The following is a 26,741-nucleotide window of genomic DNA, read 5'->3' as shown; positions in this document are numbered from 1 at the left end:
TTTTTATTCTTCTACTTTCTTTTCATCTTTCTTTTCTTCTTTTTCATTTAGATTATCTGCAACACTTGTTTCTTTTTCTGCTCTATCTTTAACTTTTGATATATGAATTCTTTTTGCATTTACTTGTGGTGGATTTGATTTAGTCATCTTTTCATCTAATGATGCAGATATATAATCTCCAACTTCACACTTTATAGATTCACATTTTTTACCATTATTACATTCTGTATATACTTTAGTATCTTTATTTATTATAAGTATTATTTCGCCTTTATATATGTTACATCCTTTTAAATAACCATCAACAAGAACTTTAACACTTTTAGTATCCTTACATTCTTCTACTTTCTTTACTTCTCCCATAAGGATTAATTTTTTTAGTGGGTTAGCTGACGCAGAAATACTAAATAAACTTAAAAATAAAACTGCAAATGCTATAGATTTTTTAAATTGTTTTTTCATATGTCTTTCCTCCTAAAATTAATAATACATAAGCTATTTTAACCTTAAAATTCTTATGATATTCTTTATTCTTATAGGAAATGTTTGCTTATTAACTGAATATAATATATTAACAATATTTTTTATGGAGAATATTTTAATATGCAAAAATATGAAGTATTTCAAAGATGTAAATGTTTAATTATCTACTTTCTAATTTTAATTTCTTTAAGTTTCTTTATATCAGTCATTGCTAATTATATATATTCTGATGTACTTCTTATATTAGGAATTATTTTCTCTATAATTGGTGGTTTTTCTATTTATGACGGAACTCATATAGGAAATGGAATTAATACATTAGGCCAAAGTAATTCTCAATATGTGTCTCAAGCCAATTTAGAAATGACCCATCATGAAAAAGAATCATTAGATAGAGCAAATAATGCTCTAAGAACTACTATTTTTGATGTTAAATTTCATAGTGTTGAATTAATGCTTAGCGGAATTTTATGTATTATAATAAGCTTAATTTAAAATAATAAACACCCAGAAATTAAAATTTCTGGGTGTATTTTTAATTATTGTTCATTTTCTTCTTTTAAATTAATTGATATTCCAAGCTCACCTAGTTGCTTTTCATCTACAATATTTGGAGCTTCACTTAAATAACAATATGCATTTTGGTTTTTAGGGAATGCTATAACATCCTTTATGTTATCAGTTCCTGCTAAGAACATTATCATTCTATCTAAACCAAATGCTAATCCGCCATGTGGTGGTGGTCCAAACTTGAATGCTTCTAATAAGAATCCAAATCTCTTCCAAGCTTCTTCCATTGTAAATCCTAAAGCTTTAAACATTCTTTCTTGAAGTTCTGTATCATGGATTCTTATTGATCCTCCACCTAATTCTTCTCCATTTAAAACTAAGTCATATGCAATTGATCTTACTTTTCCTGGTTCAGTTTCTAAGTATTTTAAATCTTCTTCCATTGGTGCTGTGAATGGATGGTGACATGCAGTATATCTTTCTTCTTCCTCACTATATTCAAATAATGGGAATTCTGTAATCCAAGTAAAGTTAAACTCATTTTTATCTTTTATTAAATCAAGCTTTTTAGCAAGTTCTAATCTTAATGCCCCTAAACTTTGGAATACTACAGAATCTTTATCTGCAACTATTAATACTAAATCATTAGTATTAGCTGAAGCTTTTTCTAAAAGATTAGCCATTTGCTCTTCTGTTAAGAATTTAGCTATTGGAGATTGTATTCCATCTTCTTTAACTTTAATCCATGCAAGACCCTTAGCTTTATAAGTTTTTACAAACTCACCAAGTCTATCAATATCTTTTCTTCCCATAGAAGCTCCACCTTCTACACAAAGACATCTAACTGATCCACCATTTTCTAAAGGTTCTTTAAATACTTTAAAGTCAACATCTTTAACTGCTTCTGAGATATTTTTAATCTTCATTCCAAATCTTAAATCTGGTTTATCTGATCCGTAACTTTCCATGGCTTCTTTAAAAGTCATTCTCTTAATTGGAAGTTTAACTTCATGACCTAACACTTCTTTAAATACGTGAGCTATTAATCCTTCATTTAAAGCCATTACATCTTCTTGTTCAACAAAGCTCATTTCTAAATCAACTTGAGTAAACTCAGGTTGTCTATTAGCTCTTAAATCTTCATCTCTAAAACATTTAGTTATTTGATAGTATTTGTCAAACCCTGACACCATTAATAATTGCTTAAATATTTGTGGTGATTGTGGAAGTGCATAAAACATTCCTGGATAATTTCTTGAAGGAACTAAGTAATCTCTTGCGCCTTCTGGAGTACTTTTTGTAAGTACAGGAGTTTCAACTTCTAAGAATCCACTTTTATCTAAATAATCTCTTATCGCCTTAGTAGTTCTGTTTCTTATCATAAATATTTTTTGCATATCTGGTCTTCTAAGGTCTAAATATCTATACTTTAATCTTATATTCTCAGCTGCATCTAGTCCTTCTTTTATATATATTGGAGGTGTTTCTGATTCTGAAAGAATTCTAATATCCTCACATTTTAATTCTACAAGTCCTGTAGGTAACTCTTTATTTGGAGCTTCTCTAAGTACTACTTCACCAGTAACTGCTATACAATATTCTGGTCTAACTCCTTTTGCTTTTTCGAAAACTTCTTCAGTAACATCGTCTCCAAATACTACTTGCATTATTCCAGTTCTATCTCTTAAATCAATAAACTGTAATCCTCCAAGTTTTCTATTTCTTTGAACCCATCCCATTAAGGTAACTTTATTACCTACATGCTCTTCTCTAGGTTCACCACACATCATTGTTCTCTTTAATCCACTAAGTGATTCTGCCATATGTGATTCCTCCATATCTATATTATTTTTTCTCTGCAAGCTAAAACAAATTTTAAGCTTTAATAAGCTCTTTTATTTTTTCTAAATCATCTAAGCTTAATTCAAATTGTTCTCCATCACTCATTCTCTTAAATCTAGCTTTTCTATTTTGAAGCTCATCATCACCTAAAACCACATTAAATTTTGCTCCAATTTTATTTGCATATTTCATTTCTGCTTTGAAGCTTCTTCCTGCATGATTTATTTCTGAACTTACTCCAACTTCTCTTAAAGCATGAGCTAACTTAAATGCTTCTTTAGCCCCTTCTTCTCCCCTAGCAGCTAAATACAATTCTACTGTAGGATCCTCATTTATAACTATGCCTTCTTTTTCAATAGCAAGTATAAGTCTTTCTATTCCCATACCAAATCCAACTGCTGGTGTTTCTGGACCACCAATTTCTTCTATTAGTTTATCATATCTTCCGCCTCCACATACAGTGAAGTCTGAATTTAATATTTCAAATATTGTTTTTGTATAATAATCAAGTCCTCTAACTATTCCTGGATCAACTGTATAAGGTATTTCTAAAATATCTAAATATTCTTTTACCTTATCAAAATGATCACTACATTCTTCGCAAATATAGTCTAATATTATTGGAGCATTTTTAGTAATTTCTTTACATTTATGTTCCTTACAATCTAGTATTCTCATTGGATTTTTAGAAAATCTAGTTTTGCAAGTTGGACATAAATCTTCATAATTTTCTTCTAAAAATTTCTTTAATGCTTCATTATATTTAGGTCTACAATTAGGACATCCTAAATTATTTATATTAAGACTTAATCCTTTAAGTCCTATCTTCTTTAATATAGTCATAGCAAGTGCCATAACTTCTGCATCTATTGAAGGTTTTTCACTTCCAAACATCTCAATTCCATATTGATGGAACTGTCTATATCTTCCTTTTTGTGCCTTTTCATATCTAAAGCATGGTGTTATATAGAAAAGCTTTGTTGGTTGTGCTTCATTAAATAATCTATTTTCAATAAAAGCTCTAACAGCAGGTGCTGTTCCTTCAGGTTTTAAAGTTATACTTCTACCACCTTTATCTTCAAAAGTATACATTTCCTTTTGAACTATATCAGTTGTTTCTCCAACACCTCTTAAAAATAACTCAGTATGTTCAAACATCGGAGTTCTAATTTCTCTTATACCAAAGTTTTTTGATATTTCTCTAAATATATTTTCAACATAATGCCACTTATATGCATCAGCTGGCAACATATCCTTAGTACCTTTAGGTGCTTGTATTTCCATTATCTTTCCTCCTATTTATACAAGGTATTTAGTAAATTTATTTTACCTTCAACCATTTCATCTATTCTATTTATATATTCTCTAACATCTTTAACATTTGGAAATCTTTCTATTCTATTTTCTTCTCTAAATACGACCTTAGATACAGCATCAGCTCCAAGTGCTATAATACTTTGAGTATCTTCAATCATTTGCATATTATATATACACTCTTTTCCAATCTTAGAATAACCTATATTCTCCATATTTCCAACCATATTTTTCTGCCTATACATGTAATACGGTATAAGTTCTAACTCTTTAGCTAATTTTCTACTTTCCTCATACATTTTTGAAATTTCATCTTGTGATTTAATTCCAAGACCTTTTTTTAATATAAAGTTTTCATAAAGCCTAGATCCTCTTTTTAATGAAAGTCCATGAACAGTTAAACTATCAGGATTAAGTTTTTTTATTTCATTAGCTGTATTTACAGCTTCTTTAATCCCTTCTCCTGGAAGACCTATTATCATATCCATATTGATATCTTTAAAACCTAATTCTCTTGCCATTTTAAATTTTTCTTTTACATCTTCTGAATTATGATTTCTTCCTATTAACTTTAATGTTTCATCATTCATAGTTTGAGGATTTATACTTATTCTAGAAACATTATACCTTTTCATAGTATTAAGTTTTTCTAAAGTTATAGAATCTGGTCTCCCACATTCAACAGTAAACTCTAAAATACCTCTATTTTCCACAAATGAATTATAAACCTTATTCATTATTTCTTCAAACTCTTCATTAGATACTGACGTAGGAGTTCCTCCACCAAAATATACTGTTTCTATCTCTAACCCTTTTTTATCCACATATTCTTTAATTTTCTCTATTTCATAAGAAAGTGCATCTAAATATGGTCTTACAAGTTTTTTATTTCCTGATATAGGATTTGATGCAAATGAACAATATAAACATCTAGTAGGACAAAACGCCATTCCTATATATATTGCTATTTTTTTATTATTTAAATCCACAAATTTTTCTTCAACTTTTGCAATGTCAATACAAAGTTTTGCTTTTTCCTCTAAAGCCCTATGTTTATCATAAAAATATTTTACTATTTCTTCTTCGCTCTTTCCCTCTTTTAATAGTTTCAATGCTATTTTAGAAGGTCTTATTCCAACTAAAGTCCCCCATGGATAAACGTCACCAGTTAACTCTTTAAGCCCTTTGAAAATAGTTTTCTTTATTATATCTTTTATATTTCCTTCAACTTTTTCTCTTATTTTAAAATTACTATGTTTAAAAATAATTTCATCTTCATTAACATCGACAGTATAATCAAATTCCTCTTCACTTTCAAATTTTATTTCATCTAAAGGAAAGTATAAGTTAAACATTTGATATACATCATATCTGTATTTTAAATCATTCAATCCTATATTAATCTTCATATTTTCTCCTTAAGTTAAAAATGGATTGTGCTTTTTCTCAAACCCTATAGTTGTTTTTGGTCCATGTCCTGGATATACAGTTATATAATCTCCAAGTGGTAATAATTTAACTCTTATACTATTAATTATCTTTCCAAAATCGCCTCCTGAAAAGTCAGTTCTTCCTATTGAACCTTGAAATAAAGTATCTCCTGAGAATAAATCATCTCCAATTAAAAAACATACTCCACCTTCTGTATGTCCTGGTGTACATATAACCTTAACTTTATTTTTACCAATATAAAGTTCTGAATCCTCATCTAAAAATCCATCTGGCTTTCTTATATTACCAAATACATAATTATCATTTTCTACATATTTCATTTCTGATTCATTAACATAAAAAGGTATGTTAAACTCTTTACTTAAATATTCAACAGCCCCAACATGGTCTAAATGAGCATGTGTTAATAATATAAACTTTGGTTTTACATCAAGTTCTTCTATTATTTGTTTTAATTTTAGTTCATCTCCACCTGGATCTATAATCCCAGTTTCCTTCGTATCCTTATCTATAACTAAATAACAATTTGCATCATATATTCCTGCTGGTATTGTTTTAACTATCATGAAAAATCATCTCCTTATTATTAAAATTGTTTAAAACTATCTAAAAGTATTGTTACAGGTCCATAATTTTGTATATCAACTTTCATATCCGCCCCAAATTCTCCAGTTTCAATTTTTAATCCTGTTTCTTTTAGCATACTTACAAATTCATTATATAAAACTTTAGCTTCTTCTCCGCCTTTGGCATTCATAAAGTTTGGTCTTCTACCTTTTCTACAATCACCATAAAGTGTAAATTGAGATATGACTAAAATTTCTCCTTTTACATCTAATAAAGATTGATTCATCTTATAGTCTTCATCTTCAAAAATTCTAAGATTTATAACCTTATCCTTTATATACTTTAAATCTTCTAAAGTATCTTCTTTTGATATCCCAATAAGAATATTTAATCCTTCATTTATCTTTCCTACTACTTCACCATTAACTGCTACACTTGATGAAGAAACTCTCTGTACTACAGCTCTCAAAATGAACACGTCCTTTTTTAATTATTAACTCTGTATATATCAATTACTCCTCTAATTTTTCTAATTGCTTTCATAAACTCCTTTAATTGTTCTATTGAGTTTATTTTTATTTTTATATTTATAGTTGCAATATTTCCTTTAGATGAGTTTGCATTTAACGAATTTAAAGGTAATCCCTTTTCACTAATAGCATTCATTATTTCAGCTAATATTCCTGTCCTATCTTCTGTTCTTATTTGAACTTCTGCTATATAAGCTGAACCCTTGGCCTTTCCAAAACTAGCTTCAACTATTTTTTCTGGCTCACTTTTAATTAATGCCTTTACATTATTACAATCTTTTCTATGAACAGAAACACCTCTACCTTTAGTAATATATCCAACTATATCATCTCCAGGTACTGGATTACAACACTTTGCAAACCTAACCATTATATTACTAAGTCCTTTTACAGTAACACCGTAAGTTTTCTCATGTTCTTCTTTTTCATGTTTCTTTTCTTGTTTTTGTATTTGTTCTTCAATATTTTTCTCTAAAGCCTCTTTAGATACTTTATCATCTATATTATCTTCTTTAAGTCTTGATACAAATGATGATGCTGTTATTATTCCAACACCTATATTGGCATACAAATCTTCTAAACTATGTATATTATATCTTTTAAGCAATTTATTATAAACATCACCTTTTGCAATATCATTAAATATAACACTTTGCTTTTTAAGTTCTTTTTCTAAGAGCTCTTTACCTTTTTCTATATTTTCTTCTTTTTTTATCTTCTTGAACCATTGTCTTATTTTGCTCTTAGCCTGATTGCTCTTTACAATATTAAGCCAATCCATTTTAGGACCTTTTGTACTTTTAGATGTAATTATTTCAACTATTTCTCCAGTTTTTAACTTATAGTCTAAAGGTACTATCTTACCATTAACTTTTGCTCCAACACACTTATTTCCTATATCAGTATGTATTCTATAAGCAAAATCTATAGGGGTAGAACCACTAGCTAAATTTATTACAACTCCCTTTGGTGTAAAAACAAATACTTCATCAGAAAATAAATCTATTTTAAATCCTTCTATAAATTCTTCTGCATCTGATGTTTCTTTTTGCCATTCTAGCATATCTCTAAGCCATGCAAGCTTCATTTCAAAGTCAGCGCCTTTATCCTCTTCGCTGCCTTCTTTATACTTCCAGTGAGCCGCTATACCATATTCTGCTGTCTTATGCATTTCAAATGTTCTTATTTGAATTTCAAATGTTTTACCTTGAGGTCCTATAACAGTAGTATGAAGTGACTGATACATATTAGGTTTTGGCATAGCTATGTAATCCTTAAATCTTCCTGGTATTGGCTTATAAATAGTATGAACTATACCAAGTACACCATAACAATCCTTTACTGAGTCAACTAAAATTCTTATTGCAGTTAAATCAAATATTTGCTCTATATCTTTATGCTTTTTAACCATTTTTCTATATATACTATAAAAATGTTTTGGTCTACCTTCTATATCAGCATCAATTCCTGCATCATCTAACTTTTCTTTAAGATCTTCTATAACGGAATCAATATATGCTTCTCTCTCTATTCTTTTTTCTGCAATTTTATGTACTAAATCATAATATTCTTCTTCATGTAAATATCTAAAACTTAAATCCTCAAGCTCCCATTTAATCTTTGACATACCCAGTCTATGAGCAAGAGGTGCATAAATATCTAAAGTTTCTTTTGCCTTTTGTTTTTGCTTTTCTTTTTTCATATACTTAAGAGTTCTCATATTATGAAGTCTATCAGCTAATTTTATTATAATTACTCTTATATCTTTAGCCATAGCTAAAAGCATTTTTCTTACATTGTCAGCTTGTTGTTCTTCCTTAGTTTTATACTCTATTTTTCCAAGCTTTGTTACACCTTCTACAAGATTAGCTATTTCTTCATTAAATTCATTAGCCATATCTTCATAAGTATAATCTGTATCTTCTATAACATCATGTAAAAGACCTGCCGCAATCGTACTAGTATCCATACCAAGCTCAGCCAATATACAAGCTACATCTATAGGATGTATTATATAAGGCTCACCTGATTCTCTACTTTGATCTTTATGTGCTTCATTAGCTAAGTTATAGGCTTTTTTTATTGTTTCAATATCTACATTATTACAATTCTTTTCTATATAATTAACTAAATTCTCTATCATTAGGAATACGCCCCTTAAAATAGTATTAAACTATAATTATTTAAAATCAAAGGCTGGTTTTCTAACCAGCCATTATCTATTATTATATAATATTGTCAAAACATTTTCAATAATTTTAAACATCATACTGTGTTAATGACATTACATCGTAACCTTGAAGTTTATCTCTTCCTTTTAAATCAGTAAGTTCTATTACAAAATCTAATGAAGCAACTTCTCCACCAGCAAGTTCTACAAGTCTAGCTACAGCTTCTATAGTTCCACCAGTTGCTAACAAATCATCAACTATTGCAACTCTTTGTCCTTTTTTTATAGCACCTTTGTGTAATTCTAAATTATCTGTACCATACTCTAAATCATATGCTATTGATATTGTTTCTCCTGGTAATTTTCCTGGTTTTCTAACTGGAATAAATCCAACTCCTAAAGCATAAGCAACAGGTACTCCAAATATAAATCCTCTAGCTTCAGGTCCTACAACTACATCTATATTTTTATCTTTTAAATGTTCAACTATTTCATCTACAGATGCTTTTAAACCTTCTCCATCTGCTATTAATGTAGTTATGTCTTTAAAGCTTATTCCTTCTTTAGGGAAATTTTCAATTACTCTTATTTTTTCTTTTAAATCCATTTTAATTCCTCCAATATTTTAAGAATTACATATACCAATACATTATAATACATTTAAATTTGTCTTATTCTTGTATTATATAAATATTTTGCTATTTGTTCTGCTCTATCTTCATCATCTGTTGTGATAAGTTCAAGAACAATTCTAGCATTATTTAACTTACCAACAGCACTTGTCGTTGGTGTTATTAAATTTATAATTTTCTCTATATTCTCATCATCAAGTTCCTCTATATTATTAAAGTTAATTATAGCTCTAAGTCCAATATTATTTGTATTGTCTAAAAACTTTTTACCTTCCTTTAAGAAAATAGCATTTTCTCCGCTACCTTTAGAACCTGCCCATTTCGTACCAATCAAAATTAAATCCAAGTATTTATTAATACTTTTCATATTATAATAAATAGCTATAGCTTGCATTAATTTAAATGTTAAAGCACTTATAGATAAATTTTTATATCTATATTGACAACATTTTTGACTAGGATTTATATAAACATAATCTTTTTTTGTATCAGTACTTTTATTCTCTATTACAATTAAATCTATTCCAAGCCTATCACAGAGTTCTACTTCTTCTTGCGATGCTAAATCTACACCTAATGTAATTAGTAGTTCTCCCCCCAAAAAATCTATTTTCGTTTTTATATCAAAAGAATCTACCTTCTTACATTCGTCTCCACCATCATGTATTAAATACTCTACATCTGCATTTAAGTATCTTAGCACTAAGCTTAAGGAAGCAATTGCACAAATACCATCAACAGTGTTTATTCCATATACAATGATCTTCTCCCTGTTATTGATAGCCGTAACAAGACGTTCTATAGACTTGTTCATATCTTTTATAATAAAGGGATTATATCCTTTTATGTAATTAGGGCAATATATGCTCTCCCAAAACTTACGCATCACTTACTATCTCCTCCACAAAATTAGAAAACAATAATATTATAATTTAAAACCGAGCATTTGACAAATATTTATGTAAAAAAGTTAAAAAACCTTCAAAATTAATTTGAAGGCTTTTTATTTAGACATAATATTCTAAATTATGCTCTTACTTTTTTATTATTATTCTTTTTCTTTTGAAGCCAAACCCATAAAGGTGATGCTATAAATATTGATGAATATGCTCCTGTAGCTATACCAATTATAAGTGGAAGAGAAAATTCTCTAACTGTTGGTACAAAAATGTTAACAGCTACAATTGTTATAAGAGTTGTAAGAGTAGTATTTATTGACCTTGACATTGTTTGAGTTAAGCTCTTATCTGCTATTTCAGTTGGAGAGCTTCTTCTCATACTCTTTGCATTTTCTCTTATTCTATCAAAAATAACTATCGTATCATTTATTGAATAACCTACAACAGTTAATATAGCAGCTATAAATGGTGAATTAACTGTTATGTTAAATATAGCATAAAAACTAAGTGTTATTAAAATATCATGAAATAAAGCAACTAATGCTGCTATACCAAATCTTATTTCAAATCTTATTGCTATATATATAAGCATACATACAAATGCTATAGCTATAGCTATGATTGCCTTATCTGTTAATTCCTTACCAACTGATGCCCCAATTTCATTTTGAGAAATCAATGCCTTATTACCAATTTTAAAATCCTTCTTAAATTGATCATAAATTTCATTAACTTCTTTTGATGGTAAATTAGGTGCTTTTATTTCATACTGAGTTGTATTTACAGTATTAGTTATTGCATCAGGATCATATTTTTTAACAATATCATCTGCTTGCTGTTTATTAAATTCTTTACCAAAGTCAAATACAACTTGAGTACCACCTTTAAAATCTATACCAAAGTTAAGACCTCTAGTAAACATAAAACCTAATCCCACAATTATAAATATAAGGGATAAAGTAATCCATATTTTTGCATGTTCTATTATTTTTAGCATAGCCTTACCCCCTTTTCACTTTCACTCTAAATAGAGATGGTTTGTTTAAGAAGCCTGCAGCTATCGCTTGATTCATTAAGAATTTTGTAACTATAAGTGCTGTAAATAAACTTACAACTATACCTATCATTAATGTTATAGCGAATCCTTTAACTGAACCAGAACCCACGAAATAAAGAACTAATGCAGCTATTATTGTTGTTACATTTGAGTCAACTATTGATGAAAGTGCATTATCAAAGCCCTTCTTCACTGCTGTCTTTGGTGAAATACCATTTCTAAGTTCTTCTCTTATTCTTTCAAATATAAGTACATTAGCATCTACTGCCATACCTATAGTAAGTAAGAATCCAGCTATACCTGGAAGAGTAAGAGTTGCCCCTATCTCAACAAAAACTAAAAGAACTAATGTAACATACAATGTTAATGCAATTGATGCAATAATTCCTGGAACTCTATAGTATAAAATCATAAATATGAATATTAAAATTATACCAACTACTCCTGCTTTCATAGCATTAGGTAATGCTGTTTCACCAAGTTGTGCACCAACAGTTTGTTGTGATAAAGCTTTTATACTAACTGGTAATGCTCCGGAATTTATAAGACCAGCTAGATTTTTAGCCTCTTCAACACTACCCATACCTGTAATTACAGCTTCACCATTTGTTATCTGACTTTGAACAGTAGGATTTGTAAGTTGTTCATTATCCATATTAATTGATATTTGCTGTCCTAAATACTTTTGAGTAGCATCTGAAAATAATTTAGTTCCTTCACTATTTAATTCAAGTGAAACAACAGGTTTTCCACTTTGTTGATCAAGCATAGATGTAGCTTTTTTCACATCTTTACCAGTTAAAATTACTTTTCCATCTGGTGCTTTAAATGTAAGTTCTCCTGTTTTACTAAGAGCATCTACTATACCTTGTGAATTATATTCTCCTGGTATATCAACTCTTATCTTGTTATCACCTTCTGTAGTAACTACAGTTTCAGCTACTCCAAGTTTATCGACTCTTAATTTAATTAAGTCTTTTGTTTTTTGTAAATCTTCATGACTTACATTTTCATCTTGAATTCCTAAAAGCACAGAAACTCCGCCTTGTAAATCTAACCCTTTAGTTATAGCTTGATTGAAAGATTTTATTTCCCATCCTCCAATTTTAACTCCTCTAAAGCAAACTACGGCAAGAACTATTATAGCTAGGGTGCAAAGCGTAAAAATAAATGTACTTTTTCCTTTTCCTTTCATCTTTCTCCCCCTTCGGTTCAGTATCAACACTATTATATAGTGTCCAAACTAATACTTTGATATTCTTTTTTATTTATATTTTTACATTTATTGGTATAAATTTCTGTAAATCGCTTTTTATTATATCATAATATACTTTCATAATAAAGTATTATGTAAACATTTCACTTATTTGTTAATTTAAGTAGTTAAATAAAAAAACACCACATTAAGTGGTGATTTTTTTATTTATCAGTTTCTTCTTTATTAATCTTAGTTGCAATTGAATTTTTAACTAATTTTATTTTTGTTCTTTCTGAGCTTGTTTCTATTACTACATGCTCATCTGTCATTTGAACTATTTTACCAACGATTCCGCCTCTTGTCATTATTTCATCATTAACTTTTAGTGAATCCATCATTTGTCCATATTGTTTCTTTCTCTTCTTTTCTGGCATAATAATCATGAAGAAGAAAAGACCAAATATTAAAATCAATGGTAATATTTGATATAAAATTGGCATTTTATACACCCTTTCCTTGTTAATTATCATTTGGAATATATATCCCTAAAATGAGTTTACATTTATTTCATTTTGTTGTCAACAAACATTTAAAACTATTATTAAATGCTATTACTTTTTATTTCTGCTCCACTCACTTAGCTTTTGTTCTTTAAATTCTTTAAATCTATCTTCATCAATAGCTTTTCTTATGTCTGCCATTAATTTATTATAGAAATAAAGGTTATGAAGTACACAAAGTCTCATTGCAAGCATTTCTTTAGCCTTAAATAAATGTCTTATATATCCTCTCGTATAGTTTTTACATGTAGGACATTGACATCCTTCGTCTATTGGTCTTTTATCTAATTCAAACTTTTTGTTCATTAGATTAATTTTACCTTCTCCTGTAAACACATGACCATGTCTACCATTTCTAGCTGGAAGAACACAATCAAAGAAATCTACTCCTCTATCTACAGCTTCTAAAATATTTTCAGGTGTTCCAACACCCATTAAATATATAGGCTTATCCTCTGGAAGATATGGCACGACTGCATCTATTGTTTCATACATTTCTTCATGAGTTTCTCCAACTGCAAGGCCACCAATAGCATATCCATCTAAGTCCATTTTTGATATAGTTTTAGCATGTTCTATTCTTATATCCTTAAAAGTAGCTCCTTGGTTTATTCCAAATAACATTTGTTCTTTATTTATAGTATCTGGAAGTGAATTTAATCTATCCATTTCCTTTTTACATCTTTCAAGCCATCTTGTTGTTCTTTCTACTGATTGTTCTACATACTTTCTAGGTGATGGTATTTCTATACACTCATCAAATGCCATTGCTATAGTTGATGCTAAATTACTTTGAATTTGCATACTTTCTTCTGGTCCCATAAATATCTTCTTTCCATCTATATGAGAATTAAAGTATACTCCTTCTTCTTTAATTTTTCTAATTCCTGATAATGAAAATACTTGGAATCCACCTGAATCTGTAAGGATAGGTCTATCCCAATTCATAAATTCATGAAGTCCACCCATTTCTTTAACAACTTTATCTGATGGTCTTAAATGAAGATGATATGTATTTGAAAGTTCAACTTGACATCCTATTTCTTTTAAATCCATACTTGAAACCGCACCTTTTATTGCAGCTAGTGTTCCTACATTCATAAATACAGGTGTTTCTATAGTTCCATGAGGTGTTACAAATCTACCTCTTCTTGCTTTACCATCTTTTTTTAACAAAGTATATCTTTTGCTCAAAAATTTCACTCCTTTAGTTTTTAAATCAATTGCTTTTTATTTAATAAACATAGCATCTCCAAATGAGAAGAATCTATATTTTTCCTTAACTGCTTCATTATAAGCATTTAATACATGATCTCTTCCTGCTAATGCTGAAACAAGCATTATTAATGTTGATTCTGGTAAGTGGAAGTTAGTTATTAAATTATCTACAACTTTATATTTATATCCTGGATATATAAATATATCAGTCCATCCACTAGCTTCCTTAACTTTACCATCTTCTCCTGCTATAGTTTCTAATGTTCTTGTTGATGTAGTTCCTACAGCTATTACTCTTTTACCATTTTTCTTAGTATTGTTTATTATATCAGCTGACTCTTTTGATAATTGATAAAATTCTGAATGCATAATATGATCATTTATATCATCAACCTGAACTGGTCTAAATGTTCCAAGTCCAACATGTAGAGTTAAGTAAACTATATTTATTCCTTTTTCTTTTATTTCCTTAAGTAACTCTTCTGTAAAATGAAGGCCTGCAGTTGGAGCAGCAGCTGATCCTTTTTCTTTAGAATATACAGTTTGATATCTTTCTCTATCTTCTAATCTTTCATGTATATATGGAGGAAGTGGCATTTCTCCTAATGAATCTAAAACTTCTTCAAATATACCATCATATTCAAACTCTATAACTCTATTACCTGTTTCTAATACTTCTAAAACTTCACACTTAAGTTTTCCATTTCCAAACTCAAATCTTCTTCCTGGCTTTGCACTTTTTCCTGGCTTAGCTAAACACTCCCATTTATCTCCTTCAAGTCTTTTAAGAAGTAAAAATTCTATTTTACCACCAGTACCTTCTTTAGCACCTATAAGTCTTGCTGGCATTACTCTAGTATTATTTAAAACAAGAGTATCACCTTCATTTAAATATCCAACGATATCCTTAAAAACTTTATGTTCTATCTCACCAGTTTCTTTATCAAGAACCATAAGCCTTGAAGTATCTCTCTTTTCTAATGGATGTTGTGCTATTAATTCTTCTGGTAAATAAAAATCAAAATCGCTTACTTTCATTTATTTCGTCTCCTTACTATTTAAAAAAACTTTTTTGTTCTCCTTTATTATGAGCACTAAAGCTTCTACCTAAGTGCTTATATGCTTTTTCTGTTGCTACTCTTCCTCTTGGCGTTCTTACTATAAATCCTTTTTGCAATAAATAAGGTTCATATACATCTTCTAATGTACCAAGCTCCTCTCCTATAAAATAGGATAATGTTTCTATTCCAACAGGTCCACCTTTAAAATTATCTATTATAGATTCTAATATTTTATTATCAACTCTATCAAATCCTTGACTGTCAACTTCTAAAAGTTCTAATGCTTCTCTTGCTTCTTTATAACTTATTAAATTGTCTGATTTAACTTCTGAATAATCTCTAACTCTTTTTAATAATCTATTTGCTATTCTTGGTGTACCTCTTGATCTTCTAGCTATTTCAATTGCGCCTTCTTCCGTTATAGAACATCCAAGTACTAAAGCACTTCTAACTATTATATCTCTTAGCTGCTCTTCTGTATAATATTCCATAGAACATAATACTCCAAATCTATCCCTAAGAGGTGATGTTAACATACCAATTCTAGTTGTTGCTCCAATAAGAGTAAACGCTGGTAAATCAAGTCTTATAGATTTAGCAGCAGCTCCCTTTCCTATAACTATATCAAGAGCATAATCTTCCATAGCTGGATATAAAATTTCCTCTACATTTCTATTTAATCTATGAATTTCATCAATAAATAAAACATCATTATCTTGAAGAGTAGTTAATATAGCAGCTAAATCTCCTGCTCTTTCTATTGCAGGTCCTGATGTAACTTTAAGATTTCCACCCATTTCTTTAGCTATAATATTAGCCAATGTAGTTTTACCGAGTCCAGGAGGTCCATACAACAAAACATGATCCAATGCTTCATTTCTATTTCTAGCTGCCTTTATAAATATATCTAGTCTTTCTTTTACTTTATCTTGACCTATATATTCATTTATCTTTTGAGGTCTTAAACTTAATTCTCCAAAATCCTCATTAAGCTCATTAGGTGTAATAACTCTTTCCAAAAATATCACCTACCCCATTAAAACTTTTAAACAATCTTTTATCATTATTTCTACAGCATTTTCTTTACTTATATTTTTAATAGCCATATTTGCTTCTTTTTCACTATATCCTAATGCTAAAAGTGCTCCTAAAACTTCTGAAACTTTAAATGCATAATCATCATCTTTTGAAGATAAACTTTCATCAAACTCTTCACCTTCAAATAGTTCATCTGGCTTTAATTTGTCTTTAAGTTCTAATATTATTCTTGAAGCAGTTTTTTTACCTATTCCAGGTGCTCTACAAAGATGCTTATCATCTTCAGTCATAATTGCATATTTTAAATTGTTTATTCTGCTAATTGATAAAAGCGAAAGGGCAGCTTTTGCTCCAACACCATTTATTCCAAGTAACATTTTAAACATATTTAATTCCTCTTTTGATAAAAATCCATATAAGCCAATAAAATCTTCTCTTACAATTTGCTCTAAATAAAGCATAACTTCTTCTCCAATAGAAGGCATTTCTGACATAGTTATTCCTGAAGAAAATATTTTATATCCTATACCATTATTCTCAATAATTAAATAATCTTTTATTATTCCAATATATTTACCTTTTATATATTCATACATCTATACTCCCCCTTCCCAAATTGTTATGGATGAAAGTATGTTCCCATACAAGTCTACTTATTACTTTATCATTTTAATTAAAATCTTTCAAGAAATGATAACAATAAAAAAAGGACCTATATAATTAGTCCTTTTTTAAGTAATAAGTTCCATTATTTTATTTTCTACTTCTTCTATGTTCTTACTATTGAAGTAATTAAAATTTTTAATTTTTTCAGAATCAGCTTCTCTAAACATTTCTATAGACATTTCATCTTCATATACTTTTTCTTTTTTAAGGTTTCCTTCATTATCCGCTTTATATATTGCTAAATATCCATCACTTTCACCTATATAATAAGTTCCAGCTTCAAAATTTTTACTTTCTTTTTCTTCTTTATTTCTTCTATATATAAATCTTTCATCTGATTTTTCAACTAATTCATAGCCTTCCTTTAGTGCTTGTTTTGTTAATGCTTCTTCTGTTAAACCGATCTTTAAATCATTTGCCTTTATCAAATCACTAACTGTTGTTGTCCTATCTCTTTTCTCATTAGTATAAAAAGAAATAATCAAATCATCTCTAAGATTTCTTCCATCTACAACCCCTGAAGAGTTAACCTCTTCTACTTGTATACTATTTTGTTTTTGAAGTTCTCTATTTTTAATACTTTTTGATGTTAAGTAATATGTTGAACTAAAAAGAATTATAATTCCTAAAAGTAATATACTTAAATAAACTTTTCTTTTAACTTTCATTTTCATCACTCCTTATTGGGTATTTTTGCCACAATAAGGAGTTTTATTCATTTCAACTGTAAATTTATTTTATTTATACATATACTCTTCTTTTAAATTTTCTAAAGCTTCAGTAGTTAATCCATATTCTTTTTCAAAATAATTTTCATAAGTTTTATATTTATCTTTTATAGCATTTAAACTTAATTCTATAAATGATCTATTAACTCCTAAAATTCCTTCTATTAATTTTTTTGTTTTTTCACCTTTTATATATTCACTTGCAATACTCATTACTTTTTTATTAAATTGTTCTCTATTATTATTACTTTCTAAATAATCCTTTATTACTGTTTCCTCATCTATACCTAAAGCTAATAATATAAGTGCAGAACCTACTCCTGTTCTATCTTTTCCTGCGGTACAATGTTGTAATATTGCTGTATTTTCTGGATTTTTAAATAATTTAAACAACTCTTTATAGGCTGGATTGTTAATAGGCATACTTTTATATGCTTCCCTAAGCAACTCTTCTGGTGTTACTTTTGCTTCTTTACCTTTTAATATTTCAGCTATATAGCTTGTCATATCTAAATTTTCACTTTTACTAATTTCTTTACTAATATTCATTCCTGATATGTTTATATTTTTAACAGATTTAACTTTAACATCTGGATTTTGCTCTTCTTCTTCCTTTGATCTATAATCTAGAACATATTTTATCCCTAAAGTATTAAAATATTTTAAATCATTATCTTTTAAATTTGAAAGGTCCTCTGATCGATAAAACAATCCCCATTTAATCATTCTTCCAATTTCATCTTTATATCCACCTAAATCTCTAAAATTGCTAAAGTTTTTAAGAGGTAAAACTCTTTCTGCAAGTACAATTTCTCCACCATTATAAACAACTTTATAAAATGTTCTATTTAAAGGTTCTGGATCTTCAAATTTTATTGTATCTTCATCGTTAAAGTCCATCAAAAAATTTTCTTTACTATCTATTTTATTTTTATAAAATATTTTTCCACTTTCTACTCTATCTAATTTAATTTCTATTAAGTTCTCTTCTTTTCTAAATAACTCTCCATTTAAATTACTCATATAAAAACAACTCCTTAAAAATTCCTTTATATCACTTAATTTAATTATATATATACTAAAATTTTATATTTATATTTTCTTATTATTTTATTAAAAAATAATTATTTATTAATATTTTTCATATAATAACCTTATATTTATATAAATTTATTAATCTTGACAATTCCGATAGGAATTCTTATAATTTAAAAAAGAATTTTTTTTATAGGAAGAGGTTTGCAAATGAAAAAACGTTTTACATTACTAATATTATCATTGTTGCTTATAGTAATTACCCTATTTGCATGTGGAAACTTAAATAATAAACAAACTAATAATTCAAACCAAAGTAAAAAAACTATTACTGTTGGTACATCAGGTACATACTATCCATTTACATATGCAAACAACGAAAATCTTGATGGATTTGAAATTGATATATGGAATGAGATAGGAAAAAGGTTAAACTATAATATACAATTTAAAACTGCTTCTTTTAGTGGACTTTTTGGTATGCTCGAAGCAGGTAAAGTTGATACTTTAGCAAATCAAATAACTTTAACTAATGAAAGAAAAGAAAAATATTACTTTACTGATCCAACTGTATATAGCGGTGCTCAAATAATTGTAAAACAAGGTAACAATTCAATAAAATCTCTTAATGATTTAAAGGGTAAAAAAGTTGGTGTAGACCTTGGAAGCAACTATGAACAAATAGTAAAAGATAATGACAAAAATGGGGATATAAAAGTTATAACTTATCAAAATACAGATGCAGCTTTTAACGAATTATTACTTGGTAGAATTGATGCTGTTGTTATTGATAAAGTTTCAGCAATAGCTGCAATTAAAGAAAAAAACTTAAATTTACAACTTGCAGGAAAGCCTATTGATAAAATAGAAAATGCTTATCCATTTTTAAAAACAAAAGAAAATGAAACTTTAATAAAAGAAATAAATTCTACTTTATTAGATATGAAAAATGATGGTTCTTTAAAGGCTATATCTGAAAAGTGGCTTGGAACTAATGTTACAGCTCCAAATAATAATGAATCTAATTCAACTATTTTAGAAAATTCTAAAGGGACTTTATCATTTGACTTTATGTATTCATTAAAATTAATTCCTATGCTTATCAAGGCTATGAAAACAACTATTTCACTATCAGTATTCGGTATGATTTTAGGACTTATTATAGGTATAATACTTGCTATAATTAGAATTTATAAAATTCCAGTTATTAAACAATTAGCTGAAATTTATATTTCCTTTTTTAGAGGTACTCCTCTTTTAGTACAACTATTTTTACTATACTTTGGTATACCACAAGTTATACCACCGCTTCAAAATATGACAGCTTATACAGCTGCCCTTATAGGACTTGGATTAAATGCTTCTGCATATATTGCTGAAATATTAAGGTCTTCAATAAATGCAATAGATAAGGGTCAAATGGAAGCATGTTTTTCAGTAGGAATGACTAGAGGCGAAGGACTTAGAAGAATAATACTTCCTCAAGCATTTAGAATTGCCATACCCCCTCTTGGAAATATATTTGTTGATACAGTTAAAGGCTCTTCACTTGCTTTTACTTTAGGAGTTGTAGAACTTTTAGCAAAAGCTCAAATGGTAGCATCATCTAGCTATAAATTTTTTGAAAGTTATATTGTTGTAGCAATAATGTACTGGATAATTATAGAATTCTTTAACTACTTACAAAGAATTTTAGAAAAAAAGATTTCAGTATACTAGAGGTGAATATTATGATAAAAGTAAATGGACTTAAAAAGAAATTTAATAATATAGAAGTTTTAAAAAATATAAATTTAACTGTAAAAACTGGCGAAGTCGTCGTTATTCTTGGTCCATCAGGTTCTGGTAAATCAACATTTTTAAGATGTTTAAATTATTTAGAATCTCCTGATGAAGGTGAAATAACAATTAGTAATGTTTCTTTAAATGCTAATAAAATAAGTAAAAAAGAAATTCATTTATTAAGAAAACAATCTGCTATGGTTTTTCAGCATTATAATCTTTTTAACAATAAAACTGTTCTAGAAAATGTAACTGAAGCATTAATTGTAGTTAAAAATTTTGATAAAAATAAAGCCACAGAAATAGCATTAGATGCTCTAAAAAAAGTTGGAATGGATCATAAAAAAGATATGTATCCAAATACATTATCAGGTGGTCAAAAGCAAAGAGTTAGTATAGCTCGTGCTATGGCTATAAATCCAAATGTTATACTTTTTGATGAACCAACATCAGCATTAGACCCTGAACTTGTTGATGAAGTTTTATCAGTAATAAAAAATTTGGCAAAAGAACATAGAACTATGATAATTGTTACTCATGAAATGTCATTCGCTAAAGATGTTGGTGATAGAATTATATTTATGTCAGATGGCTTAGTTGTTGAAGAAGGTACTCCAGATGAAATATTTAATAACCCAAAAAATGATAGGACAAAACAATTCTTAAAAAGATATATAAATTCTTAAAATAAAAATCCGATATAAATATTTATATCGGATTTTTATTCTTTTTGTACCATTATAGATATCTTTGTAATATAGTCCTTTGGACTTTTACTTGTTAAACTGTCTAATACACAATATTCATAAGAATGACTTTTTATTTTATAACCTTTTTTCTTTATTTCATCTAATAATTTTCTATAACTTGTACCAATTTCTTCATATTTACCTTCATGATATATTATTGCATATAACCCTTTTGGTTTTAAAATAACGTTTTCATAAGAGCATTTATTATTAAGTTTAAAAAATGCATAATCTGCAGTAGTATAATTTCCTCTTTTTAAATTTTCAGCTGAAATCATAACTCCAATTTGATAATTATATATATAAGAATTTAATGTAGCTTTTTTTAATAATTTCTTTATAGCTATATTTGTTTTTACCAAATCATAAGGAGCATCTACTTCTTGTACAGCTAAAAATTCTTCTTCTATATTTTTAAAATATATTTTCTCCTCAAATTCATTTATATGCTCTATAGTTTCTATCTTTTTTTCTATTCTTTTTATTATTAAATTTAAATGTTCTTTCTGTTTTTCCAGTTCTTTTTTCTGTTCAAGCATTAAATTTAAGGTTGAATTCATACTACGATTTTCTAAAAAACTTTTTATTTTTTTTAAAGGCACACCTATTTCTTTAAGTATTAAAATACTATCTAAAACTTCTAATTGTTCTGCAGTATAATATCTATAACCGTTTGATTTATCAATTATTTTAGGTTTAAACAAACCTATTTTATCATAAAATATCAAAGTCTGTTTTGATAAATTATGAAATTTTGCAACTTCTCCAACAGTAAATTTTATTTCCATATTTCCTCCAAAAAATTCCTAATTTTTATTGACTATATAGTTACTATATCCCTTAAACTAATTATTGTAAATAATTATATTAATTAAAGGAGTAATAGCTATGAATAATAATTTTACTAAACATCAAACTTATTTTCAGTTTATAAAATATATTTTACCTTCTGTTATAGCAATGGTATTTTTATCATTTTATACTACTATAGACGGTTTTTTTGTCTCGAGATTTGTAGGCTCTGATGCACTTGCATCAATAAATATTATTATACCAATAACTTGTATAATATTTGGAATAGCTGTAATGCTTGCTACTGGATCTGGTGCCTTAGTTTCTATAAAGCTTGGTGAAGGTAAAAAAGATGAAGCCAATAAACTTTTTTCCTTTATAACCTTAACATTACTTATAACCTCTTTAATTTTAACTTTTATTGGAATAGTATTTTTAAAACCAATTTTATCACTACTTGGTGCAACTGAATCCCTTATGCCATATGCATTAAAATATGGATTTGTAACAATATTAATGACAGTACCTATGATGTTTAAATTGTATTTTGAATATTATGCACGTATAGATGGAAATCCTAAATTATCGCTTTTAATGTCTTCAGTTGGTTTAATTTTAAATATAATATTCGATTATATTTTTATAGTAACTTTAAAAACTGGCATTTTAGGGGCAGCACTTGGAACATTTTTATCAATAACTATATCAGCATTTATTGGCTTATTTCATTTTTTAGGCAAAAATTCTCTTTTATCCTTTACAAAGCCTAAACTTTATTTAAAAGATTTATTGAATTCTTGCTTTAATGGAAGTTCCGAAATGTTTACTGAATTTTCAACAGGAATAACCACCTTCTTATTTAATATAAGTATTCTTAACTTTCATGGTGAAAATGGTATAGCTGCTATGTCAATAATAACTTATATATACTACTTCTTCATAGCAATGTTTTTTGGTATTTCTGTTGGTGTTTCTCCTATTATAAGTTATAATTTTGGTGCTAAAAATAAAATAAAGATTAAAGAGAGCTTAAATTATAGCTTTATAACTATAGCTTGGTCATCAATATTTATATTTTTAATTTCCTTCTTCTTTGGTAAGTATATCATTTTATTTTTTACTAATGACTTAAATGTTTATAATATAGCATATACTGGACTTAAGTTATTTTCTTTCGGCTTTTTAATAATAGGTATTAATATATTTATGTCAAACCTATTCACTTCAATCGGAAATGGACAAATATCAGCTATAATATCTATAAGTAGATCTTTAATATTTGTTAGTATATGTGTAATTGTATTACCTTACTTTATAGGTGTAAGTGGAATCTGGCTCGCAATACCAATTGCAGAAACTATAACTATTATAATTTCTTTAATGTACTATTTAAAATATAAAAAAAATATATTATTAGAAAATAATACTTCTAATGAACTATATATAAATTCAAAATTTGAAAACAATATAGAAAACAATATAAATGTTAATGAAAATAATTAATATTTTAAAAGACTATATTTTAGAAACTTCTAAAATATAGTCTTTAATATAGTATTTTTAAGCAAATTGCTCTAACCAAGCCTTTGTTTCTTCATCACAGAAAGCACCTTTTATACTATTTCTATATATTTTTTTAACATCTTCTATAGTTAATGTATGATTTTCATCTATAGCATTACATTCTTCTGTAAGTGTTACATTAGATACAGTTCTATTATCCGTACTTAAATTTACATAAAGATTATCTTTTAAAAATCTTTTTATTGGATGTTCCATATAGCTTTCTACTGCTTTTGTTTGAACATTGCTCTTTGGACACATTTCAAGTGTTATTTCCTTTTCCTTAACTAAGTTATATATGTCATTATCCTTTTCTATTGCAACAGCATGCCCAATTCTTTCTGCACCTAATAGTTCTATTGCTTCTTTAACATTAATTGAATGTCCAGTTTCTCCAGCATGAATTGTAACTTTATATCCATATTCTCTAGCTAATTTAAATGCATCTTCAAACTTTTTGCAAAATCCTTTTTCTTCACATCCTGCTAAATCTAATGCAACAACACCATTTCCTATAAAATCTTTTCCACCTTCAATTACTTCATAAACAGTTTCAACATCCATATGTCTTAAAAGACTAAGAATTAAATTACTTTTAACACCAAAGTCAGCCTCACCCTCTTTTAATCCTTCTAAAACACTTTCTATTATCTCTTTAACTGTTAATCCTTTTTCTTTATGGAAAAGTGGTGCAAATCTTATTTCTATATACTTAACATTTTCTTTACTAACATCTTCTATAAGTTCATATGCTATTCTTTTTAAATTTTCTTTACTTTGCATAAGCATAACTGGAAGATCAAATCTTTTTAAATATATATTCAGTGATGGACAATTATCTGGAACTATTAATTCTTTTCTTATATCATCAATATCATTTAAATTTACATTCAAATTTTCTTTTTCTATTAATTCTTTTACTGTTTCTGGTCTTAAACATCCATCTAAATGACAATGTAATTCTATTTTTGGTAATTTTTTAAACATGATACATCCTCCTATAGCAAATATTTTTACCCTTAAAATTTTCTTACCAAGAAATTTATTTATTAAAAATAAAAAAAATTCTTGATTACGAAGAAAATAAATACATATCTTCTCCGTAATCAAGAATTATTGGTTCTTGGTAGAAACTCCTTAACCATATTTTAAGGATTATACGAATTGCTTTTTTAAATTAAATATATTTTATCATAAAAATCTAATAAAACAATAGTAATTTTTATTTTTTTATTTGTCTTCTAATCTTCTAAGCTTTCTGTTAACCTTTGCAATTAAAGCTGCATTATGATTTCCCTTATTAAGTAATGACTCTCTTCTTGCTTCTAATTCTATTCTCTTATCCATTTTAAAATCCCCTCTCACCCTTTTGTAATAAAAATTATTTACTCCTATATTTTAACATATTATTAATTTTTTTCAATATAATTTCTTTTATAAAACAACAAAAAACTACACTAAATTATAGTGTAGTTTTTAATAATTATTTTTTATGGGTTGCACTTCTTTCTTTATCTTTTCCAAGCTTTCTTGATTCTTTTGAGTATCCAACTTCATTTGCAGTTTCAACTTTCATTTTTTGAACTTCTTTTTTTGTTTTTTGTGAAACTTTTTTATTGTCTTTACTATTTTTGTTATTTTTATGAGTCATTAAAACCTCTCCTTTTCTTTAATATCAATAATAGTATTAGACTTTATTAACTTATGTATACTGTAAAAACTTTACTATAAAAAAGACTTAGAAAAGGTAATTCTAAGTCTTTTTCTTACATAATAACTCTTTTTAAAACTTTGCTTAATGTCTTATATAAAAATAAAGTAGCTATAAATGTACAAATGGCATTTCCTATAGAAACTTGGAAACCTAAAACTAACGTAATCCAAAGAGATTTTGATCCAAGTCCGGCTGTTAAAAGATATGGAAGATCTATAAGTGTTCCCATACAAAAAGATAAAACAGCCCCCACTAATCCATATACATATTCAGATTTAGTCCATCTTGATAAAGTATTATAAATAAGTGCATATTGTGGAAGTATTAATAAATACATTATGCTCCAAGGAGCAACTCCTTTAGTTAACATTACTAAAATACAAAATACTACAATGGAAAACCATGATATTTTTTTAGGAAGTGTAGTTCCATATAATAAAATTATAAAACTTACAAGTTCAAAATACGTTACAAAAGAACCCATAAAATATACTATATATAATATAGCTGAAAGTAACGCACATTGAGTTAATCTTCTAGTATTCATTAAAATGTATTAGTAAATACAAATTCTACACTATCTCCATCATGTACATTTATTTTATCCATAACAGGTGCAGTACCTACTTTATAGTCTAAATTTTGTGATGGTGATTTATATCCATAAGTCCACCATGGTCCTTTATCTTTATCTTTCGTTTCTACTCCTTTAAGCGCTAATAAAAATGATCCATATTGTCCATTTTCCATTTTAACACCTAAAGTATTTTCATTTTCCTTTAAAAATTCAGCTAATGTATTTGCATTTGTTTTAAACTTTTCATTTTCAATAATTGTTTTATTATCTGATGCATCTTTTATTGTTACTGTTAAAGTTTTATTTCCATTAGAAGAATTATTTGTTGTTTTACTTATGTAACTATATGCAAATAAACCTATTATAACAACTACTATAGCTATTATAATTTTCGTCCAAAATGATTTTTTCATTTGAAGTCACCTTTCCTTTTATATTTTATATTAAAATTTAATTTAACAAACTTAATTATAATAAGTTTATCACTATATGTAAAATATTTTTACTTTATTAATTTAAATTTAATTACTAAATACCTCTATTATTTATATTTTCTTTTTTATATTTAAGTTCGCTAATTGAATTTTATATAAATTATATTTTA

The 26,741-nt window shown here is 27.4% G+C and carries 27 protein-coding genes and 1 riboswitch; of the genes, 4 read left to right on the top strand and 23 right to left on the bottom strand.

Annotated elements, in window-relative coordinates:
• Positions 1-3 precede the first annotated feature (3 nt).
• Entirely contained in the window at positions 4-462 is a 459-nt protein-coding gene (locus O212_RS0114340) for a hypothetical protein (RefSeq protein WP_024615789.1), read from the bottom strand.
• A 141-nt stretch (positions 463-603) separates the two neighbouring features.
• On the opposite strand from O212_RS0114340, the gene O212_RS0114335 reads away from it, so the two are divergent.
• On the top strand, positions 604-978 hold the full coding sequence (locus O212_RS0114335; protein WP_024615788.1) for a hypothetical protein: 375 nt from the start codon (positions 604-606) through the stop codon (positions 976-978).
• A gap of 44 nt (positions 979-1,022) precedes the next feature.
• On the opposite strand, the gene aspS is transcribed toward O212_RS0114335, so the two are convergent.
• The 17 genes from aspS to O212_RS0114250 all read right to left on the bottom strand — a co-directional run bounded on the left by aspS (position 1,023) and on the right by O212_RS0114250 (position 18,948).
• Positions 1,023-2,816: an aspartate--tRNA ligase gene (gene aspS, locus O212_RS0114330; RefSeq protein WP_024615787.1), complete on the bottom strand. Its 1,794-nt coding sequence runs from the start codon at positions 2,814-2,816 to the stop codon at positions 1,023-1,025.
• Between the two features lie 52 nt (positions 2,817-2,868).
• Complete coding sequence (gene hisS / locus O212_RS0114325) at positions 2,869-4,119, bottom strand: histidine--tRNA ligase (protein ID WP_024615786.1); 1,251 nt, start codon at positions 4,117-4,119, stop codon at positions 2,869-2,871.
• Between the two features lie 11 nt (positions 4,120-4,130).
• Complete coding sequence (locus O212_RS0114320; protein WP_024615785.1) at positions 4,131-5,558, bottom strand: coproporphyrinogen III oxidase; 1,428 nt, start codon at positions 5,556-5,558, stop codon at positions 4,131-4,133.
• Positions 5,559-5,567: 9 nt separating this feature from the next.
• Positions 5,568-6,167 (bottom strand): MBL fold metallo-hydrolase, encoded by a 600-nt coding sequence (locus O212_RS0114315; RefSeq protein WP_024615784.1) that lies wholly within the window; start codon positions 6,165-6,167, stop codon positions 5,568-5,570.
• 20 nt (positions 6,168-6,187) lie between these two features.
• Positions 6,188-6,637 (bottom strand): D-aminoacyl-tRNA deacylase, encoded by a 450-nt coding sequence (dtd, locus tag O212_RS0114310; protein WP_024615783.1) that lies wholly within the window; start codon positions 6,635-6,637, stop codon positions 6,188-6,190.
• A 17-nt stretch (positions 6,638-6,654) separates the two neighbouring features.
• The gene (locus tag O212_RS0114305; protein ID WP_024615782.1) at positions 6,655-8,841 is read right to left on the bottom strand and encodes a bifunctional (p)ppGpp synthetase/guanosine-3',5'-bis(diphosphate) 3'-pyrophosphohydrolase; all 2,187 of its coding nucleotides are present in this window, start codon (positions 8,839-8,841) and stop codon (positions 6,655-6,657) included.
• Positions 8,842-8,956: 115 nt separating this feature from the next.
• A complete protein-coding gene (locus tag O212_RS0114300; protein ID WP_024615781.1) occupies positions 8,957-9,475 on the bottom strand; it encodes an adenine phosphoribosyltransferase in 519 nt (172 codons plus the stop codon).
• 53 nt (positions 9,476-9,528) lie between these two features.
• Entirely contained in the window at positions 9,529-10,386 is an 858-nt protein-coding gene (locus tag O212_RS0114295) for a DHH family phosphoesterase (RefSeq protein ID WP_024615780.1), read from the bottom strand.
• Positions 10,387-10,526: 140 nt separating this feature from the next.
• On the bottom strand, positions 10,527-11,396 hold the full coding sequence (secF, locus tag O212_RS0114290; RefSeq protein WP_024615779.1) for a protein translocase subunit SecF: 870 nt from the start codon (positions 11,394-11,396) through the stop codon (positions 10,527-10,529).
• Positions 11,397-11,400: 4 nt separating this feature from the next.
• Complete coding sequence (secD, locus tag O212_RS0114285; RefSeq protein WP_024615778.1) at positions 11,401-12,651, bottom strand: protein translocase subunit SecD; 1,251 nt, start codon at positions 12,649-12,651, stop codon at positions 11,401-11,403.
• Positions 12,652-12,875: 224 nt separating this feature from the next.
• Entirely contained in the window at positions 12,876-13,154 is a 279-nt protein-coding gene (yajC, locus tag O212_RS0114280) for a preprotein translocase subunit YajC (RefSeq protein ID WP_029699431.1), read from the bottom strand.
• 111 nt (positions 13,155-13,265) lie between these two features.
• Entirely contained in the window at positions 13,266-14,408 is a 1,143-nt protein-coding gene (gene tgt, locus O212_RS0114275; protein WP_024615776.1) for a tRNA guanosine(34) transglycosylase Tgt, read from the bottom strand.
• Between the two features lie 36 nt (positions 14,409-14,444).
• A complete protein-coding gene (gene queA / locus O212_RS0114270; protein WP_024615775.1) occupies positions 14,445-15,470 on the bottom strand; it encodes a tRNA preQ1(34) S-adenosylmethionine ribosyltransferase-isomerase QueA in 1,026 nt (341 codons plus the stop codon).
• A gap of 16 nt (positions 15,471-15,486) precedes the next feature.
• Positions 15,487-16,512, bottom strand: a complete 1,026-nt coding sequence (gene ruvB, locus O212_RS0114265) for a Holliday junction branch migration DNA helicase RuvB (RefSeq protein ID WP_024615774.1) — start codon at positions 16,510-16,512, stop codon at positions 15,487-15,489.
• A gap of 9 nt (positions 16,513-16,521) precedes the next feature.
• A complete protein-coding gene (gene ruvA / locus O212_RS0114260) occupies positions 16,522-17,127 on the bottom strand; it encodes a Holliday junction branch migration protein RuvA (RefSeq protein WP_024615773.1) in 606 nt (201 codons plus the stop codon).
• A gap of 135 nt (positions 17,128-17,262) precedes the next feature.
• Positions 17,263-17,865, bottom strand: coding sequence for a hypothetical protein (locus tag O212_RS0114255; protein ID WP_024615772.1), 603 nt, complete (start codon positions 17,863-17,865; stop codon positions 17,263-17,265).
• 69 nt (positions 17,866-17,934) lie between these two features.
• Positions 17,935-18,948: a tyrosine-protein phosphatase gene (locus O212_RS0114250; RefSeq protein ID WP_024615771.1), complete on the bottom strand. Its 1,014-nt coding sequence runs from the start codon at positions 18,946-18,948 to the stop codon at positions 17,935-17,937.
• 222 nt (positions 18,949-19,170) lie between these two features.
• On the opposite strand from O212_RS0114250, the gene O212_RS0114245 reads away from it, so the two are divergent.
• Together O212_RS0114245 and O212_RS0114240 are read left to right on the top strand one after the other, a co-directional pair.
• On the top strand, positions 19,171-20,679 hold the full coding sequence (locus O212_RS0114245) for an ABC transporter permease subunit (protein WP_024615770.1): 1,509 nt from the start codon (positions 19,171-19,173) through the stop codon (positions 20,677-20,679).
• A gap of 11 nt (positions 20,680-20,690) precedes the next feature.
• Positions 20,691-21,428: an amino acid ABC transporter ATP-binding protein gene (locus O212_RS0114240; protein ID WP_024615769.1), complete on the top strand. Its 738-nt coding sequence runs from the start codon at positions 20,691-20,693 to the stop codon at positions 21,426-21,428.
• 35 nt (positions 21,429-21,463) lie between these two features.
• Here O212_RS0114240 and O212_RS0114235 read toward each other — a convergent pair whose 3' ends face one another.
• Positions 21,464-22,279 carry a MerR family transcriptional regulator gene (locus tag O212_RS0114235; protein WP_024615768.1) on the bottom strand — a complete coding sequence of 272 codons (816 nt, stop codon included), beginning with the start codon at positions 22,277-22,279 and terminating at the stop codon, positions 21,464-21,466.
• Between the two features lie 100 nt (positions 22,280-22,379).
• On the opposite strand from O212_RS0114235, the gene O212_RS0114230 reads away from it, so the two are divergent.
• A complete protein-coding gene (locus O212_RS0114230) occupies positions 22,380-23,786 on the top strand; it encodes an MATE family efflux transporter (protein WP_024615767.1) in 1,407 nt (468 codons plus the stop codon).
• A gap of 57 nt (positions 23,787-23,843) precedes the next feature.
• Here O212_RS0114230 and add read toward each other — a convergent pair whose 3' ends face one another.
• From add to O212_RS0114205, 4 genes are all read right to left on the bottom strand, one after another.
• Entirely contained in the window at positions 23,844-24,833 is a 990-nt protein-coding gene (add, locus tag O212_RS0114225; protein ID WP_024615766.1) for an adenosine deaminase, read from the bottom strand.
• A 96-nt stretch (positions 24,834-24,929) separates the two neighbouring features.
• Positions 24,930-25,029: riboswitch (purine riboswitch) on the bottom strand.
• A gap of 300 nt (positions 25,030-25,329) precedes the next feature.
• Positions 25,330-25,497 (bottom strand): small, acid-soluble spore protein, alpha/beta type, encoded by a 168-nt coding sequence (locus tag O212_RS16515; protein WP_081705868.1) that lies wholly within the window; start codon positions 25,495-25,497, stop codon positions 25,330-25,332.
• A gap of 115 nt (positions 25,498-25,612) precedes the next feature.
• Complete coding sequence (locus tag O212_RS0114210; RefSeq protein WP_024615765.1) at positions 25,613-26,107, bottom strand: hypothetical protein; 495 nt, start codon at positions 26,105-26,107, stop codon at positions 25,613-25,615.
• Positions 26,107-26,550: a hypothetical protein gene (locus O212_RS0114205; RefSeq protein WP_024615764.1), complete on the bottom strand. Its 444-nt coding sequence runs from the start codon at positions 26,548-26,550 to the stop codon at positions 26,107-26,109. Before O212_RS0114205 ends, O212_RS0114210 begins: the two co-directional genes overlap by 1 nt.
• Positions 26,551-26,741: the final 191 nt, after the last annotated feature.

Source organism: Clostridium sp. Ade.TY (assembly GCF_000498355.1).
Classification (GTDB): Bacteria; Bacillota; Clostridia; order Clostridiales; family Clostridiaceae; genus Clostridium.
The sequence above is the reverse complement of the archived record's forward strand: the minus strand, read 5'-3'. Positions and strand labels throughout refer to the sequence as shown.